Here is a 13,926-nt window from a genome sequence, read left to right as displayed (position 1 = left end):
CCACCTCTTGGCATATCATTGATTTATAAAATCTCTCTTAAATGTATTCATTTTTTTAAGCCTATCCAAAAAAGTATCGAATTATCTCTTTCCAAATCAAAAAACTGAAATTCAAATCATTACAAAAAACAAAACACTATTATCCTTAATCACGCTGCTCTATTGTTTTGCATCAATTAAAACCGCCAATTGGATGCAAGGTACCTTTGAGCGATTGCTCCAAGCATGATTTGTACCGCGTTGGATTACAATATCTCCTGCTTTTAATAGTGTTTCCCCTTCTTCAACAATTAAATATATTTCTCCTGAAAGAATAATAATATAATCTAAAGTCTCTGTTTGATGCATCAAAGGATGTGGTTGACCAACAAGGGCTTCAATTCCTAGCTCTTTATCTGGTGGAATTTGTACATAGCGAAAGTAAGTCCCATTTTTAGGCGTATTAGGAAATGGAGTATTGGAAATGATTTTTTCCTCTTTCAAATTTGCTGGCATAGTATCCGTACTCCAAATATCGGAGATAATTAATCCCGGAAAATCCTCTGAAACATTACTTACAATTTCATCTTTCTCAATAATAGATTTCCCGTCTTTAATTCCTGTAACAACTCTTCTGGGTATAGTTCTCATCGTGTGTTATATGTTTTGTATTTGCATAATTAATTTTCTTCCATGGGTCCTATTTTGACGCAACATCTCATGGGCTTTTTCAATAGTTTCAATTGTTAGCGTTCCTATAATTTCAATTGCAGGAGCAGCAATCTGTTCACTTTCTATTAACCGAGCGACTTCTAATAATCCATTTTTATAATAGCTATATTCTTTATCCTTAGCATATGCATAATTGGAAATATTCATAATAACAGCTCCTTTATTGAATAGAATTTCTCTAGATTCCACAGTAGACAAAGCTGTTACATCGAGATAGGTTCCATTCAATTTCACTAATTCGGCAGCGATTTCTGCCATAGTATTCCCAACCAAATCCACTACATAATCGAATTTCTTATCATTGTTTCGACTTATGCTTTCTACTAGAACATCTTCCTTTTTATAATTGATGATTTGTTGTGCAGTAAGACCTATTTCTTTCAGTGATTTTATGCTTTCCTCATTTCCTGCTGTAACTACAAAATGGTGAAATTTATTAGCCAGCAATATTTTAACTAACATTGCTCCTACGCCACCTGCCGCACCTGCAATAAAAAGAGTATCAGTAGCCTTTAATTGCATTCTATTGTAAAGCTGCAAAGCTGTTAACCCAACTGATGGAATTCCTGCAGCTTGCTCAAAAGAAATTACAGTAGGTTTGTGGGCAACAATCATTTCAGGAACAGCAATATACTCCGTATATGTTCCATTCGATCCCATACTTCCCGATCCACAGAATACAGTATCTCCTATTTTGAAATCTTTAACCTCACTCCCTATTTCAATGACTATTCCTGATAGTTCTCTGCCCAATATGGGGGAATGTAGTAGCTTTCGTTCCAATTCATTTTCGCGCATTTGGTAATCTATTGGGTTAAATCCAGCAGCCATAATTTTTATCAGAATCTCATTGGAATTAGGTTTTGGAAGAGCTACAATAGTTTCTTGTAAATCTCCTGTATCGTTTAATATAATGGCTTTCATTTTTATCGTTTTATTAAGTAAAAGTATTTTAATTATGGTATACATTTGCTACTAGTTAACTAATGGTAACTAGTTACCTCAATGAAACTATTATGGCAAAAATCATAGAAAATGGTGTGATCAGAGAAGCGAATTGTACCGAAGAATTATTTGCAATGCGCGACAGTCTGGATGTATTGGGCGGAAAATGGAAACTGATGATTTTACGTTTTTTAACGAATCGGAATCACCAAACAATCCATTTCAAAAAACTACAGCGTGAAATTGGAGGAATCTCAGCAAAAATGCTCAGCAAAGAATTAAAAGAATTAGAAACCAACTTATTGGTCAGCCGAACCGTTCAGGAAACAAAACCAATTACGGTGGCTTATGCTATTACGGAATATGGAAAAACCGTTTTACCTGTTACAGAAACCTTAGTACAATGGGGATTGAATCATCGCGAGAAAATTATTTCGTCGATGCAGTCGTAAAAGCATTTCTATATGTGGTTTTTCTTTATATTTGAGTATAACTTGCTGTAGAGAAAATACAATTATGGTTGATACAGAAAATTTTCGTGAATTAGCCCTTTCGTTTGCCAATGTGGTGGAGCTTCCTCATTTTGAGGCAACTTCATTTCGTATAAACGGAAAAATATTTGCTTCGCTCGAAGTGGATAAAGCCAAAGCTTGCCTTAAATTTTCTTTGGAAGATCAAACCCAATTCTGCTCTTACGATAAAGCCATTTACCCTGTAGATAATAATTGGGGACAAAAAGGGTGGACCTATATTGATATTCATAATATTCGAAAAGAATTAATTGTAGATGCTTTAGAATGTGCTTATAAAGAGGTTACGAAATCAAAGCCAAAAAAGAAATGATACTTGCTATTCAGAAATTAGGTGATTTATTTTTAAAATCATTACAACATATCCTTCCTGTACTAGATGACGATTCTATTGATGATATTCTTGATAGTCGAGATACAGATGATTTCTCTAAAAAATGGATGAATGCTTACAATGAAACCAAAAGTATGACTCCCAAACAGGATAAAGAAGATCTAGAATTAATAGATACTTTTCGAAAAGAAATCTTTCTGTATACTTTTTCAAAAACAAATTCCTCTGATTTATCTTCTTATATCTCCGATGATTTTGATTTGATTGCTTCACATCTATTGAATCTCGATAACAATCAATGGGTTTCTGCGCTATGGGCTAATTATTTGGATCATAAAATACCTGAGGGACATTTAGTCTTTACGGGCAAAACAATTAAAGAATTAATTCTCAAAAACTAGCTTTCCTAACTAGGAATTAAAGAATAAAACTCAATTAAGAAAACAAAATATAAACTTACCTACACCAGAATCTTATACGTATGAATTGGAAAGAATTTGAAGAAAAATACAACTTTGAAAATATTGTGTTTGAATTAACATCGCAATCACTCGATTGTATCGCACAATCTGAAGATTATAAAAAGAAGGTCTTTGGGGCTTTTGCTTTCAATTGTGTAAGCGGAAATATTTCGTTGAGTTTTGATACCAGTACAGGTATCAATTTACGCAAAGAAGAATACTACCCACCCGATTGGACGAATGAATTAATGGAAGAGGATATAGACCAAATCGCAGAACTTTGGGATAATCAATATGATACTATTCAAACTGCATTTGAGCAAGCCATGGATACCGAGGATTACGATTTTATGGATGAATTTGAAGCCGGTTATTTAAACAGCTTACGAAAAGTAATGGTTCGTCTGGAGAACAGTAATGCTTTTGACAAAATCAAAACACAGGAACGATTCTGGACATTGGTTACACAAGTTGATGCTGATACCGATGAAGAAGAAGAATTATTGGAAAAAGTAAGACAAGAGTTTAAAGCATAATTATTTAAATTTAAGTTGGAAATCATGCATTATTCAGGTATCTATAAAGACGATTTTGGCTCGGTTATCATTAGCCTAGAAAATGATTTCCGTAATTTATCGGTAGAAATTGATGGCGTAAACTTTAAAGGTTCCGAGTTTACCGATCTAGTTTTATTGGAACAAGAAAAATACACTTCCGAACAAATTGCTCGATTTACATTCTTATCTACTTTAATGTATGGAACGAACATTATTCAGGAAACACTTTGCAATTGTTATTTTAAAATTATAGTTCCTCAAAATCTAATTGAGCATTCAACGAATCTAACTTTCAGTACTGACTTAACTATTGAATGTTTCATTGGAAATACAAGGCCAAAACCACAAGGCGGACTTGACTTTGAACAAATCAAAGTAAGTTTAACAATTAATGGTAAGCTTTTTGAAGGTGCAGGAGATGTCATCGAAATCGCATTGGATGTTATCCATAAACAATTTGAGGGTCAATATAATTTCAAAAACTGCTACGGCTGCATGTATGGAGATTATAGTATCTATGGACAATCCAGTTTTGGTACGATGCGCTGTTATGTAAATCAAAAAGAAAATTATCTTAAAGTAAAAGACAAAAGCGAATATGAAGGACTAACCTCTGATTTTGAAATGGTACAGGAAATTTATTCTTGTCATCACTATGAGAGTAGAAAAAAAGGTATCGGATATCGCGGATAAAACAATACGTATGAAAACACTAGAACAAATCATCACTACTTTTAATAATTGGTCTCAACCTTGGACCTTTCAAGAATATATTATTACAAATCCAGAATTGGACGACGAGAAAAAATCCATCTTCAATGAAATATGGACCAAAGCAGGATCGGATGATATTTGGAAATTCTCCGATTTAATTCTAGGTTGTAAAGCCAGTCAGAATTTCATTCGAAATCATTACGAGTTAAAAGAAGATGCCATTGCCAATATTGTAAGGGCGCTGTCCTATCAATGGGAATAAATTTATTTTATACTGTTAAAAACTTTGGGGCAGATAACGAGTACTAAAACATTAGGTTATGAGCATAAAAAAAATATTCTTTTTAACAGTGTTCTCTATCTTTTTATCCAGTTGTGCTACATTCAATAAAAAAATAGCATTAGATAAGAACATAAAAATCACCGCTCATAATCTCAATACACTTGAAGGTATTTATACCATTCATCCTACAATAGGCACTCAACAAATCAATAATTATGGAGATCGTCCCATTGAGAACAATGCATTAAATCGATATACAATTTTCAATGCTTTAAAAGAATTGGATCCTGAATTTCAAAAAACAGTTCAAAAAAACCCTTCTGATTATTCTGTAAAAATTAAAGTAAAAACAAACAAACGGCTTACTTTTTTTCTTCAAAAGAATAAAAACACAATCGATAGTATTTCGGTTAAATACAAAATCAAAAAAGACGGATATGTTTATCTAAAAAATTCCAATTTTAAAATAAAAAATGTTCCCTTAATCTATGGTGGTTTTAAAGTAAATAAAGTTCGATTGACACTAAATGAAGAAAATAATCTAATTCTTGACCATTCCTATTATACTTATCATGCCGCTCTACTATTCATTGGGAATGACCGAACGATAAAAAACTGTAATTTATATACTCGACAACCTTAGTCTTACATCAGAAAACATCATACTATCACCTTAAAAACAAAGATTTTTCACTCCAATTAAAATATTCGTTTAAAATTATTTTTTAGAACCTGTAACATTTTAGATCTCTGCGTATCTAAAAGACGAACTTTAAAAAATAACTTCATGAAAACGCTAACCAACTTAAAAATTACGCTTGTAATCTTACTTCTTAATTTTTCAAATTATACCAAAGCGCAAACATCAAATAATCCATTTGAGGTAAAAATTACAGGGAAAGGAAATCAATCCATTATTTTCATTCCTGGATTTGCCAGTTCAGGAGCTGTTTGGGATGAAACAAAATCCAAATTAGAGAAAGACTACACTTGTTACACTTTAACAATGGCTGGGTTTGCTGGTATTCCTCCACAAGCCAATGCAAGCTTTAAAAGCTGGGAAACGGCGATTGCCAATTACATCAAAGCCAATAAAATAAAAAAACCAATCATTATTGGACACAGTATGGGTGGTGGATTTGCACTTGCGCTTGCTTCCGATTACCCAGAATTAATTGAAAAAATTATTGTCGTCGATGCCCTTCCTTGTTTACCTGCCTTGATGAATCCTACTTTTAAAGCAAAAGAAAAAAATGATTGTAGTTCAATTGTTACTCAATTAACAACCATTACAGATGAACAATTTTTGCAAATGCAAAAAGCAACCATTCCACAACTTCTAGCCGATACTACAAAACAAGAATTAGTTGTAAATTGGGGATTGAAATCCGATCGAAAAACCTTTGCCGAAATGTATTGTGACTTTTCAAATACCGACTTGCGAGAATCCATTCAAAACATTCAATGTCCTGCTTTGATATTGTTGGAAGCTAATTTCAAGAATATTAAAACCGCGATTGAGGATCAGTATAAAAATTTAAAAACAGCCCAATTAGAATATGCAAATAAAGGACTGCATTTCATTATGTATGACGATCCAGAATGGTATGATGGCCAACTGAATAATTTTTTAAAAACGAAATAATGGTTTTTGAAGAACTCTATAAAACCTATTGGCAAAAGATATTCCGTTTATGCATGGGATACATAAACGATCATGCTCAGGCACAGGATATGACGCAGGAAGTATTCATTACCGTATGGCAACAATTACCCAAATTCCGCAATGAATCCAATATTGGAACTTGGATTTTTAGAATCGCAACCAATAATTGTTTACGTCAAATTGAAAAAAACAAACGGAATAATAATACATCGTTACCGACCAACTTAGCAGAAGATGAAAAACAACTCGATATTGAACCTCAAATTCAATTTTTATATCAATGTATAGTCGAATTGCCTGAAATAGATCGTATCGTTATTTCACTAGAACTTGAGGATGTAAAACAGGCTGAAATAGCGCATATTACAGGATTATCTGAAGCCAATGTACGCGTGAAAATCCACCGAATAAAAGAACGGTTAACACAAAAATTCAAAGAAAATGGACAATAATATCAACTTCAAAGATTTATGGGTGAAACAACCCACAACACTACCCAACCTAACGGAATTGATGGCCAAAGTAAAGCAAATTCAAAAAAGTAATTTTAGAAAGGTAATCCTAACCAATCTATTATTAATCGTAACGACGGCGTTCATTATCTTCATCTGGGCCTATTATCAACCTCAACTATGGACTACCAAAATAGGAATCATATTGGTGATTTTGGCAATGGTAATTTTTATTGTATTTCAAAATCAACTCCTTCCACTCTTAAAGTCCATTGATGAAAGTCAGAATAATGTAGATTACTTAAAAAATTTACAGGCACTCAAAACCAAACAACAATTTATACAATCTACCTTATTAAACTTTTACTTTATTCTACTGTCCATTGGGATTAGTCTTTATCTTTATGAATATACAGCAAAAATGACTCCGTTCTGGGCAATTTCTGCATACGCTTTGACATTGGCTTGGATCGCTCTGAACTGGTTTTACATTCGCCCAAAAACAATCCAAAAACAACAACTTAAACTCAATGGAATAATTGATACGTTTGAGAAAATAAATCAAGAAATGGAGGAAAAATAATTTTATATTATTATTCTTTAAAATATTGAATTCTGAATATACACCTAAAAAAAGTTTAGTAAATTAGTCTGCATTTTAATTTCAGAACCCTGTATTCACAGTTTGTTTTGCTGTTATTGAAATTGTACATAAAAAATCCCTAAAACTAATTAAAGAATTCAATTATGAATGACAACACCATTTTTTATAGCAAAAGTGACAATCCTGAAATGATTAAAGCTTTTCAAAAGGCACAAGAAACTTTTAAATATTTCTGGAGAGAAATGAACTGGGAATTCCGCAGAATTGTACCTGCATTGGACTTAGCTTGCGTAAAAGTCGCTTTCATGCAAGAAGTAGAAGGCATGTCTGAACCTATTGTAGAACACATGTGGATTAATGAAGTAGGATTTGACGGTGATATCGTTAGTGGGATTTTAATCAATGATCCTAACGAATTAGACAATGTTGAAAATGGTGATTTTGTTGAAGTTCCCCTAAGCCAAATTAGTGACTGGTTATTCTCTTCTGATAGTAAAACCTATGGTGGATTTACCATTCAATCCATGCGTTCAGAAATGGATCCTGCAGAGCGTAAAGAACATGATGAAACATGGGGATTAGACTTTGGTGATTACAATGATATTTTGGTGGCTTTCAACCAAAAAGAAAAACCAGAAAATTTGATCGAACATCCGATGAGTATTAATATGGAAAGTAGTTTTAAAGAATTTTTAAACGAATATCCTCAAGAAGTCAGTACTCAGGATGAAGATGGCTACACTCTTTTACATCGTGAAACTATTGCCGGCAACAAAACATCAATTGCTATTTTACTACAATTTAATGCCGACCCTACACTAAAAACCAATGCCGGAAAAACTGCTTTAGATTTCGCCCGACAATTAAACTGGGAACACCTTATTCCACTATTGGAAAAATAATACCATTAGAAAAATTTAGAACTCCTAAAAAAGGGTTTTCTAAAAATTTTATGGAAAGGATTAAAGTGAAAATAATAGAATATACAGATGATAGCCAACCAGGTTGGGTACGCTGTATATTCTATGATGTAAATGAAAAAGAGTGGTCTATCATTGACAAAAAATATATAGTCATCCGAGAAAATTTAGATATAAATAGTAACTATCCAAAAATGGGTTTTATAGCCGGTCAGATTACAAATCGAAGAATGGACGCTTTAGGTAGAAAAATAGCGACTATTAACCTTGAGCTTCCTTGGTCGCTAAGTACTGAAAATGGTACTACTCTTTTTACCATTTTCGATCACCAGATTGTAAGTCAATAAATATGACATTAACTCCTCAAATACTCGAGATAAATAAACAGAAAATCATCCATTCTTTTCCTTCCACTTTAAAGCAGGAAGTAGAAGTTGTGGTCGATTTTTTATGGGATAAAAATTTTGACATTCACCCTACCGTCGAACAGGCTGTAGTATTAAATGGTGAATCATTAATTATTCCCGGACGGCTGTATTTTATTATCCCAACAGAAACTATGGGAAATGATTTAACGGAACTACAGCAAACGATATTGCGCTGTCTTTATTTACGCCATAGCAATGGTTTTGTACGCCAACAGCAGTTAGAAAAATTAATAGGCAAAACAGACTATTTTATTACCCCTTTTGTGTTTCAACTATTAGGTGAATATGTTATTGAAATTCTGGACATAATTCACCTACAAATTACAGAAAAAACGCTCCCAAATTATATTCGATTTATTACAGAAAATCCCAAATACTGGCAGCAAACGGAAAGCCGTATGGCGAGTTACTGGAATGAGTATTACAGAATCTCTCATAAAAAACTAACACAATACATGGGCAGAAAAATTATAAATCGAATCAAACAAGAACTTACACATGGCAAAAAATAGTAATCCATCTCATCACTCCGCAATAGGTCAGGAAATACTAAATGATTTCGCGATAAAACGAGAACAATTTGAGGCTTATGTCCATGAAAACAAACTTCCATTTGTTACCTGTTCGGGCTGTAGTTATCCCACCATCAGCTCAAAAGGACATTATGAAATCTGTATGATTTGTGATTGGGAAGATGATGGAAGTGATGATGATTTGGATAGTCATTTCAATGAATTTTTGGAACTCCATAGCATCAGTGGACCTAATAAAATAGCATTAATTGAAAATCGTATTACGATTGGACATGCCTTACTACAATTGGCCAACACTATAGGTGGACAAGTGAATCATGATCCAAAATATGTATTGGACACCATTAAAAAATATGCGAAGAAAATCAGTACCATTTATAAATCAATCCCAATGTCGGCTAATATAAGTCATATAGGTTGGCAAAATGCTAAAAATGCCAAACTAGAATTACGTGAACAATTAATTATCCCCAAAATACTCGAAGCCTAATGACCAACATGATTTTAATTACTATTGTTGAACCCACCCGCATCGTAGCAGAAGTTCGAGGTGCTAAAAATGATACAGATCTACTCAAAATAGGATTCATAAAAGAGGGAGAACAATATACTATTTCATGCCCTAATGAAGTACAACAGATTAATATCCTTTCGCAATTGGCCCACATCAATGTATTGTTTTCCTATGGATTAGGTTGGGCACCATCGGAAGTACTTTTAGATTTAAAAGAGCAGGGAAAAATCACCTTTCCTTTTCAGGTAATCACTTGGAAATCTCCCGGTATTTATGAACTACTGAATTTTTAATTCCCCAGAAGGAATACCCCTTTTGCTCGTTCCATCCTAATGATTTATAACCCGCAAGAATTTGGCATTCGCCTTGAATGGGGCTTATATAGGGTTATAAAACTTAGTCTATGACTTTCTTAATTTCTATATAGTTTGCCTATTTTCTTCACAAACCTCTAATTCCAGATTATTTTCTGTTACAGGATTCATTATACCTTGTCCATTTATCTTCATTAAATTTGTCTGAAAATTACACATCCACTTCTCGATATACCAAAATTCATTATTAGTGATTTCTTCGGTTCTTGTCTCAAACAAAAAAGAAACATAATCCAGACCTCCCTTTTCCTTTAACACCTTGAATTTAGCCTTATTATAGTGTTTATAAGACTTATCATGGTATTCCCTTTAATTTACTATATAGACTTTTGTACTTTAAAATAGTTATCCCTATGACAGAAGAGCTAAAATACCGTATTAAACTTATCAATGATAATATTATCAAACAGAAAGGCTACCGTGTTAACGATTGGCTACCTGTTTTGGAAACTCCAACAATAAGAACCTTAAAAGAAATTAAAGGTAGAATGTCGGTTATGAATGCTTTGATTAACATTGTCTTCAACAAGCCAACATCTATTGTCAAAGAATGGATTCACCAACACGATCTATCCCAATATCTTTCTACTGTAGAACATCAACTATTGAGTAAAAAGAACATCCATTTAAGTTCATTAGAGATTAATTTATTACGCAGTTACATTGAATCATTGTGGACGTTAATGTGGGTCACAAAAATGATTGATAAACTCGATGATGAAGAACTTATTGGAGACAATATGGCGATGCTATTGCCCAACTTATCTCAAGACAATTGTAAACTAGATAAATTAAAAGAAATGCGATCTGAAACTGGTATTTATACTATGTTAGATTTTTATCACCGACTGCATTGGTACTGCAAAGATGAACGAACACATGGTAGAGTACCCAAACTCTACGAAAGAAAAATCTTTGGAAGAAGAAAAGCATTAAAATGGATTTTCAATAAAGAAAATGATTGGGATAACGTTGGTGAGAATAATTGATTTTAAATTCTACTATTTAGGCATCAAATCAGATAATAAAAATTCTTTTAGATCTAAAAAAACACCCGATATATTGGGTGTTTTTTTATTTTATACGTTCTACAAGAGTAAACATTGTATTGATAATCATCCACCTTTCATTGATTTTGAATAAGAATAAAAAATCTTGACTTCAATCAATATTTAGATCGTTTTAATCCCTGAAATTTGAGTAAAAAAATAAAATGAAAATACAATCCAATTCTTTAATTTCCGATTTAACAGCAACTGTCCAGAAACACATTGGCTATGCCGAACATCTAAAAGGAAGGCCACTACAAGAACTCAATTATAAAGCAACTCCCGAAAGCTGGAGTATATTAGAATGTTTAGGACATTTGAATTTATACGGGAACTTCTATTTACCCGAAATAGAACAGCGTATTCGTGTCAGCAAAACAAAAGCTGAAACGGATTTTAAAACTGGTATTCTAGGAAATTATTTTGCAAACAGTATGTTACCCAAAGCAAAACTAAACAAAATGAAAACCTTTAAAAATATGAACCCCAACAATGAACGATTAAATCAGACCATATTGGATCTTTTCATTGCACAACAAAACAGAATGTTGACCTTGCTCCATCAATCCAAATCCATCAGCCTGAACAAAACAAAAACCAGTATTAGTATTACATCTTTGCTCAAACTTAAATTAGGAGATACCTTTCGATTTGTAATTTATCATAACGAACGTCATATTCAACAGGCCAAAAGAGCCGAAATAACCGCATTAAGTACTTAAACAATACATTAATTTCATCTTTATGTTGTGTAATCCGCCAATCAACTTTTGTATATTTGAGTTTGCTAAAATTACAAAGCCCAAATTACATGAAACAATTACACGAATTAATCAATACCGAAGAACCAGGTTGGGAATTAGTACAAGAATGGCTTAATGAAGCCCAAAATCAATATGAAGTATTACCCAAAGATACTGCCAGAGCAGAAAAAGAATTAGTACACGCACAAATTTCTACACGCTCCCCTATGGGTGCCATAATCTATGAAACTGGAGGAATATTAATCGATCATGGATGGATTCGTATTTTAGGATCTGGACATTCAAGACTTGATAGAGGACTCATGGAATGGAATAACGGAAAAACATTTAAAGACAATGGAACTCAACCTCCCTACATGCTCGTTGCTGACGATGCCATAGGTGGTTATTTTGCTATTAATGCCGGTGGTATTGGTGAGGAGATTGGCGATATTTATTATTTACCACAAGATACCTTAGAATGGGAAAGTTTAGACTGTAGTTATTCAGATTTTCTGAACTGGGCTTTGAGTGGAGACATTCAAAAATTCTATGAAACCTTCAAATGGAAAAACTGGAAAAGCGATGTACAGAGTCTGAATGGTAATCAAAGCTTTTCTTTCTTCCCTTTCCTATGGACCGAATATGATGATTTCGAACAAGTAAGTCGCAAAGTAGTTCCTACCGAAGAAAATTACCACTTTACCTTGGAAATGCAACAGCAAATCGGAGAAGAATAAAACTCTAAATATCCATGAAATTTAGAAAGGCCCATAAAGAAGATGTTCCCGAAATTGTAAAAATGCTATCGGATGATAAACTGGGACAACAACGAGAAGATTTTCGTATTCCGCTTCCAGAAGTTTATGCTATAGCATTTGACCGAATCAAGAATGATGCTAATCAAGAATTAATCGTTGTTGAAAATGGAAATCATGAAATCATTGGAACACTACAATTGAGTTTTTTGCAATACCTAACTTATCAAGGTGGAATACGTGCCCAGATTGAAGCCGTTCGAATTCGAAGTGAAGATCGTGGAAAAGGTTATGGTGCTCTATTCTTTCAATGGGCAATAAAAAGAGCCAAAGAACGTGGAGCGCATATAATCCAACTAACCACAGATAAAGAGCGTCCAGAGGCTTTGCATTTTTATGAAAAACTCGGATTTAAAGCTTCACACGAAGGCATGAAATTACACCTCAACAAATAAATACTGTAGGCGCCATGAAAACAATCAAAATTGTAATTCTCTTATTTGCCTTTTCCAATTGTTACGGACAACAACCTAACGTATATGGCAAAAGTCCATTGGATTTGGAACAATTTAGTTTTGATTTAAATGTCGCTACTTTTTATCCTAAAAAGTACATCCTAAAGAATAATCCAGAGTATTACGAAATTCCAATCCATAACAATCTCGGTCTTGAAAAAAAAGTACAATTAATCAAGAAAGACACCTTGTTTACAAAATATGATGTTTTCTCAGATCTAAGTTTTGAGAAAGACAAAGTACCCCGCTGGATAGTCTATAATAGAAAAAATTACTCCAATTTTGATACCCTGGCTACGTATGGGAAATATACTTTTCAAGCCCTAAATATACTCACAACACTGGATCAAAAAGTAGCTATCATTAATGGATTAATGGGATATATTGATCAGAAAGATGCTAACGAATTTATTCAATACCTCAATACTAAATATGGTAAAGCCATAAAAACAGAAGGCAAATTCATTGAGAAAACCGATGTCTACACCTGGGAGACCAACGATAGAATATTAAAGTATTGCATCGCTTTTCAGGAGGAGAAGAACACTCTAGTTATTGAAGTAGACAAGGATAATAAGACCCTTAAAAATGGAGAAAAAAACCCACACTTTGAAGCTTATTTTTTCATCTTAAAAAAAGAATATGCACCACAACTCATCGGTAAAATCGATAGTAGCGATTTTCTGTATTGTGATTAAATAGACTTCAATTATTCCTTTTTATGCCTTTACGGAAATCCGTAAGTTTACCATTATATCCCAGCTTAAGTTTACACTTTCTAACATGAACTAATTATTAAGTATGGAATATAAAGTAGTACAACTGGCCGTTTCTC

Annotated in this window: 22 protein-coding genes; 20 read left to right on the top strand and 2 right to left on the bottom strand. The window is 33.2% G+C overall.

Annotated features, from left to right (window positions below):
- Positions 1-159: 159 nt before the first annotated feature.
- Both P6733_RS01135 and P6733_RS01130 read right to left on the bottom strand, forming a co-directional pair.
- A complete protein-coding gene (locus P6733_RS01135; protein ID WP_306349737.1) occupies positions 160-630 on the bottom strand; it encodes a cupin domain-containing protein in 471 nt (156 codons plus the stop codon).
- A gap of 6 nt (positions 631-636) precedes the next feature.
- Positions 637-1,635, bottom strand: a complete 999-nt coding sequence (locus P6733_RS01130) for an NADP-dependent oxidoreductase (RefSeq protein WP_306349736.1) — start codon at positions 1,633-1,635, stop codon at positions 637-639.
- Positions 1,636-1,727: 92 nt separating this feature from the next.
- On the opposite strand from P6733_RS01130, the gene P6733_RS01125 reads away from it, so the two are divergent.
- The 20 genes from P6733_RS01125 (at position 1,728) to P6733_RS01030 (ending at position 13,789) form a co-directional block, all read left to right on the top strand.
- On the top strand, positions 1,728-2,108 hold the full coding sequence (locus P6733_RS01125) for a winged helix-turn-helix transcriptional regulator (RefSeq protein ID WP_306349735.1): 381 nt from the start codon (positions 1,728-1,730) through the stop codon (positions 2,106-2,108).
- Positions 2,109-2,172: 64 nt separating this feature from the next.
- A complete protein-coding gene (locus P6733_RS01120; RefSeq protein ID WP_306349734.1) occupies positions 2,173-2,499 on the top strand; it encodes an MmcQ/YjbR family DNA-binding protein in 327 nt (108 codons plus the stop codon).
- A complete protein-coding gene (locus tag P6733_RS01115) occupies positions 2,496-2,921 on the top strand; it encodes a hypothetical protein (RefSeq protein WP_306349733.1) in 426 nt (141 codons plus the stop codon). The genes P6733_RS01120 and P6733_RS01115 overlap by 4 nt, the downstream gene beginning before the upstream one ends.
- 80 nt (positions 2,922-3,001) lie before the next feature.
- The gene (locus P6733_RS01110) at positions 3,002-3,517 is read left to right on the top strand and encodes a DUF4303 domain-containing protein (RefSeq protein WP_306349732.1); all 516 of its coding nucleotides are present in this window, start codon (positions 3,002-3,004) and stop codon (positions 3,515-3,517) included.
- A gap of 24 nt (positions 3,518-3,541) precedes the next feature.
- A complete protein-coding gene (locus P6733_RS01105) occupies positions 3,542-4,231 on the top strand; it encodes a DUF6304 family protein (protein ID WP_306349731.1) in 690 nt (229 codons plus the stop codon).
- Between the two features lie 10 nt (positions 4,232-4,241).
- Entirely contained in the window at positions 4,242-4,514 is a 273-nt protein-coding gene (locus P6733_RS01100; protein WP_306349730.1) for a hypothetical protein, read from the top strand.
- Positions 4,515-4,572: 58 nt separating this feature from the next.
- The gene (locus P6733_RS01095; RefSeq protein ID WP_306349729.1) at positions 4,573-5,178 is read left to right on the top strand and encodes a hypothetical protein; all 606 of its coding nucleotides are present in this window, start codon (positions 4,573-4,575) and stop codon (positions 5,176-5,178) included.
- Between the two features lie 144 nt (positions 5,179-5,322).
- Positions 5,323-6,180: an alpha/beta fold hydrolase gene (locus P6733_RS01090; RefSeq protein WP_306349728.1), complete on the top strand. Its 858-nt coding sequence runs from the start codon at positions 5,323-5,325 to the stop codon at positions 6,178-6,180.
- Positions 6,180-6,653, top strand: coding sequence for an RNA polymerase sigma factor (locus P6733_RS01085; protein ID WP_306349727.1), 474 nt, complete (start codon positions 6,180-6,182; stop codon positions 6,651-6,653). The genes P6733_RS01090 and P6733_RS01085 overlap by 1 nt, the downstream gene beginning before the upstream one ends.
- Positions 6,643-7,236, top strand: coding sequence for a hypothetical protein (locus P6733_RS01080; RefSeq protein ID WP_306349726.1), 594 nt, complete (start codon positions 6,643-6,645; stop codon positions 7,234-7,236). Before P6733_RS01085 ends, P6733_RS01080 begins: the two co-directional genes overlap by 11 nt.
- Before the next feature lie 164 nt (positions 7,237-7,400).
- Positions 7,401-8,159 (top strand): DUF2314 domain-containing protein, encoded by a 759-nt coding sequence (locus tag P6733_RS01075; protein WP_306349725.1) that lies wholly within the window; start codon positions 7,401-7,403, stop codon positions 8,157-8,159.
- A gap of 50 nt (positions 8,160-8,209) precedes the next feature.
- Positions 8,210-8,524 carry a hypothetical protein gene (locus tag P6733_RS01070; RefSeq protein WP_306349724.1) on the top strand — a complete coding sequence of 105 codons (315 nt, stop codon included), beginning with the start codon at positions 8,210-8,212 and terminating at the stop codon, positions 8,522-8,524.
- Between the two features lie 2 nt (positions 8,525-8,526).
- Positions 8,527-9,117: a hypothetical protein gene (locus P6733_RS01065; protein ID WP_306349723.1), complete on the top strand. Its 591-nt coding sequence runs from the start codon at positions 8,527-8,529 to the stop codon at positions 9,115-9,117.
- A complete protein-coding gene (locus P6733_RS01060; protein ID WP_306349722.1) occupies positions 9,104-9,628 on the top strand; it encodes a CPCC family cysteine-rich protein in 525 nt (174 codons plus the stop codon). The genes P6733_RS01065 and P6733_RS01060 overlap by 14 nt, the downstream gene beginning before the upstream one ends.
- Positions 9,629-9,636: 8 nt before the next feature.
- A complete protein-coding gene (locus P6733_RS01055) occupies positions 9,637-9,945 on the top strand; it encodes a hypothetical protein (protein ID WP_306349721.1) in 309 nt (102 codons plus the stop codon).
- A gap of 434 nt (positions 9,946-10,379) precedes the next feature.
- Positions 10,380-11,015 carry a DUF4272 domain-containing protein gene (locus tag P6733_RS01050; protein ID WP_306349720.1) on the top strand — a complete coding sequence of 212 codons (636 nt, stop codon included), beginning with the start codon at positions 10,380-10,382 and terminating at the stop codon, positions 11,013-11,015.
- A gap of 224 nt (positions 11,016-11,239) precedes the next feature.
- Positions 11,240-11,797 (top strand): DinB family protein, encoded by a 558-nt coding sequence (locus tag P6733_RS01045; RefSeq protein ID WP_306349719.1) that lies wholly within the window; start codon positions 11,240-11,242, stop codon positions 11,795-11,797.
- Positions 11,798-11,886: 89 nt separating this feature from the next.
- Entirely contained in the window at positions 11,887-12,558 is a 672-nt protein-coding gene (locus P6733_RS01040) for a DUF2625 domain-containing protein (RefSeq protein WP_306349718.1), read from the top strand.
- 14 nt (positions 12,559-12,572) lie between these two features.
- Positions 12,573-13,031 (top strand): GNAT family N-acetyltransferase, encoded by a 459-nt coding sequence (locus P6733_RS01035; protein ID WP_306349717.1) that lies wholly within the window; start codon positions 12,573-12,575, stop codon positions 13,029-13,031.
- Between the two features lie 14 nt (positions 13,032-13,045).
- Entirely contained in the window at positions 13,046-13,789 is a 744-nt protein-coding gene (locus tag P6733_RS01030) for a hypothetical protein (RefSeq protein WP_306349716.1), read from the top strand.
- Positions 13,790-13,926 lie beyond the last annotated feature (137 nt).

The sequence above is a fragment of the Flavobacterium aerium genome (assembly GCF_030766725.1).
GTDB lineage: Bacteria > Bacteroidota > Bacteroidia > Flavobacteriales > Flavobacteriaceae > Flavobacterium > Flavobacterium aerium.
This window is presented reverse-complemented; position numbering and strand designations above follow the sequence as displayed.

Excerpts from the sequence above, each read along its gene's own strand:
- P6733_RS01135 (WP_306349737.1), bottom strand. The coding sequence starts at position 630 with ATGAGAACTATACCCAGAAGAGTTGTTACAGGAATTAAAGACGGGAAA.
- P6733_RS01130 (WP_306349736.1), bottom strand. The coding sequence starts at position 1,635 with ATGAAAGCCATTATATTAAACGATACAGGAGATTTACAAGAAACTATT.
- P6733_RS01125 (WP_306349735.1), top strand. The coding sequence starts at position 1,728 with ATGGCAAAAATCATAGAAAATGGTGTGATCAGAGAAGCGAATTGTACC.
- P6733_RS01120 (WP_306349734.1), top strand. The coding sequence starts at position 2,173 with ATGGTTGATACAGAAAATTTTCGTGAATTAGCCCTTTCGTTTGCCAAT.
- P6733_RS01115 (WP_306349733.1), top strand. The coding sequence starts at position 2,496 with ATGATACTTGCTATTCAGAAATTAGGTGATTTATTTTTAAAATCATTA.
- P6733_RS01110 (WP_306349732.1), top strand. The coding sequence starts at position 3,002 with ATGAATTGGAAAGAATTTGAAGAAAAATACAACTTTGAAAATATTGTG.
- P6733_RS01105 (WP_306349731.1), top strand. The coding sequence starts at position 3,542 with ATGCATTATTCAGGTATCTATAAAGACGATTTTGGCTCGGTTATCATT.
- P6733_RS01100 (WP_306349730.1), top strand. The coding sequence starts at position 4,242 with ATGAAAACACTAGAACAAATCATCACTACTTTTAATAATTGGTCTCAA.
- P6733_RS01095 (WP_306349729.1), top strand. The coding sequence starts at position 4,573 with ATGAGCATAAAAAAAATATTCTTTTTAACAGTGTTCTCTATCTTTTTA.
- P6733_RS01090 (WP_306349728.1), top strand. The coding sequence starts at position 5,323 with ATGAAAACGCTAACCAACTTAAAAATTACGCTTGTAATCTTACTTCTT.
- P6733_RS01085 (WP_306349727.1), top strand. The coding sequence starts at position 6,180 with ATGGTTTTTGAAGAACTCTATAAAACCTATTGGCAAAAGATATTCCGT.
- P6733_RS01080 (WP_306349726.1), top strand. The coding sequence starts at position 6,643 with ATGGACAATAATATCAACTTCAAAGATTTATGGGTGAAACAACCCACA.
- P6733_RS01075 (WP_306349725.1), top strand. The coding sequence starts at position 7,401 with ATGAATGACAACACCATTTTTTATAGCAAAAGTGACAATCCTGAAATG.
- P6733_RS01070 (WP_306349724.1), top strand. The coding sequence starts at position 8,210 with ATGGAAAGGATTAAAGTGAAAATAATAGAATATACAGATGATAGCCAA.
- P6733_RS01065 (WP_306349723.1), top strand. The coding sequence starts at position 8,527 with ATGACATTAACTCCTCAAATACTCGAGATAAATAAACAGAAAATCATC.
- P6733_RS01060 (WP_306349722.1), top strand. The coding sequence starts at position 9,104 with ATGGCAAAAAATAGTAATCCATCTCATCACTCCGCAATAGGTCAGGAA.
- P6733_RS01055 (WP_306349721.1), top strand. The coding sequence starts at position 9,637 with ATGATTTTAATTACTATTGTTGAACCCACCCGCATCGTAGCAGAAGTT.
- P6733_RS01050 (WP_306349720.1), top strand. The coding sequence starts at position 10,380 with ATGACAGAAGAGCTAAAATACCGTATTAAACTTATCAATGATAATATT.
- P6733_RS01045 (WP_306349719.1), top strand. The coding sequence starts at position 11,240 with ATGAAAATACAATCCAATTCTTTAATTTCCGATTTAACAGCAACTGTC.
- P6733_RS01040 (WP_306349718.1), top strand. The coding sequence starts at position 11,887 with ATGAAACAATTACACGAATTAATCAATACCGAAGAACCAGGTTGGGAA.
- P6733_RS01035 (WP_306349717.1), top strand. The coding sequence starts at position 12,573 with ATGAAATTTAGAAAGGCCCATAAAGAAGATGTTCCCGAAATTGTAAAA.
- P6733_RS01030 (WP_306349716.1), top strand. The coding sequence starts at position 13,046 with ATGAAAACAATCAAAATTGTAATTCTCTTATTTGCCTTTTCCAATTGT.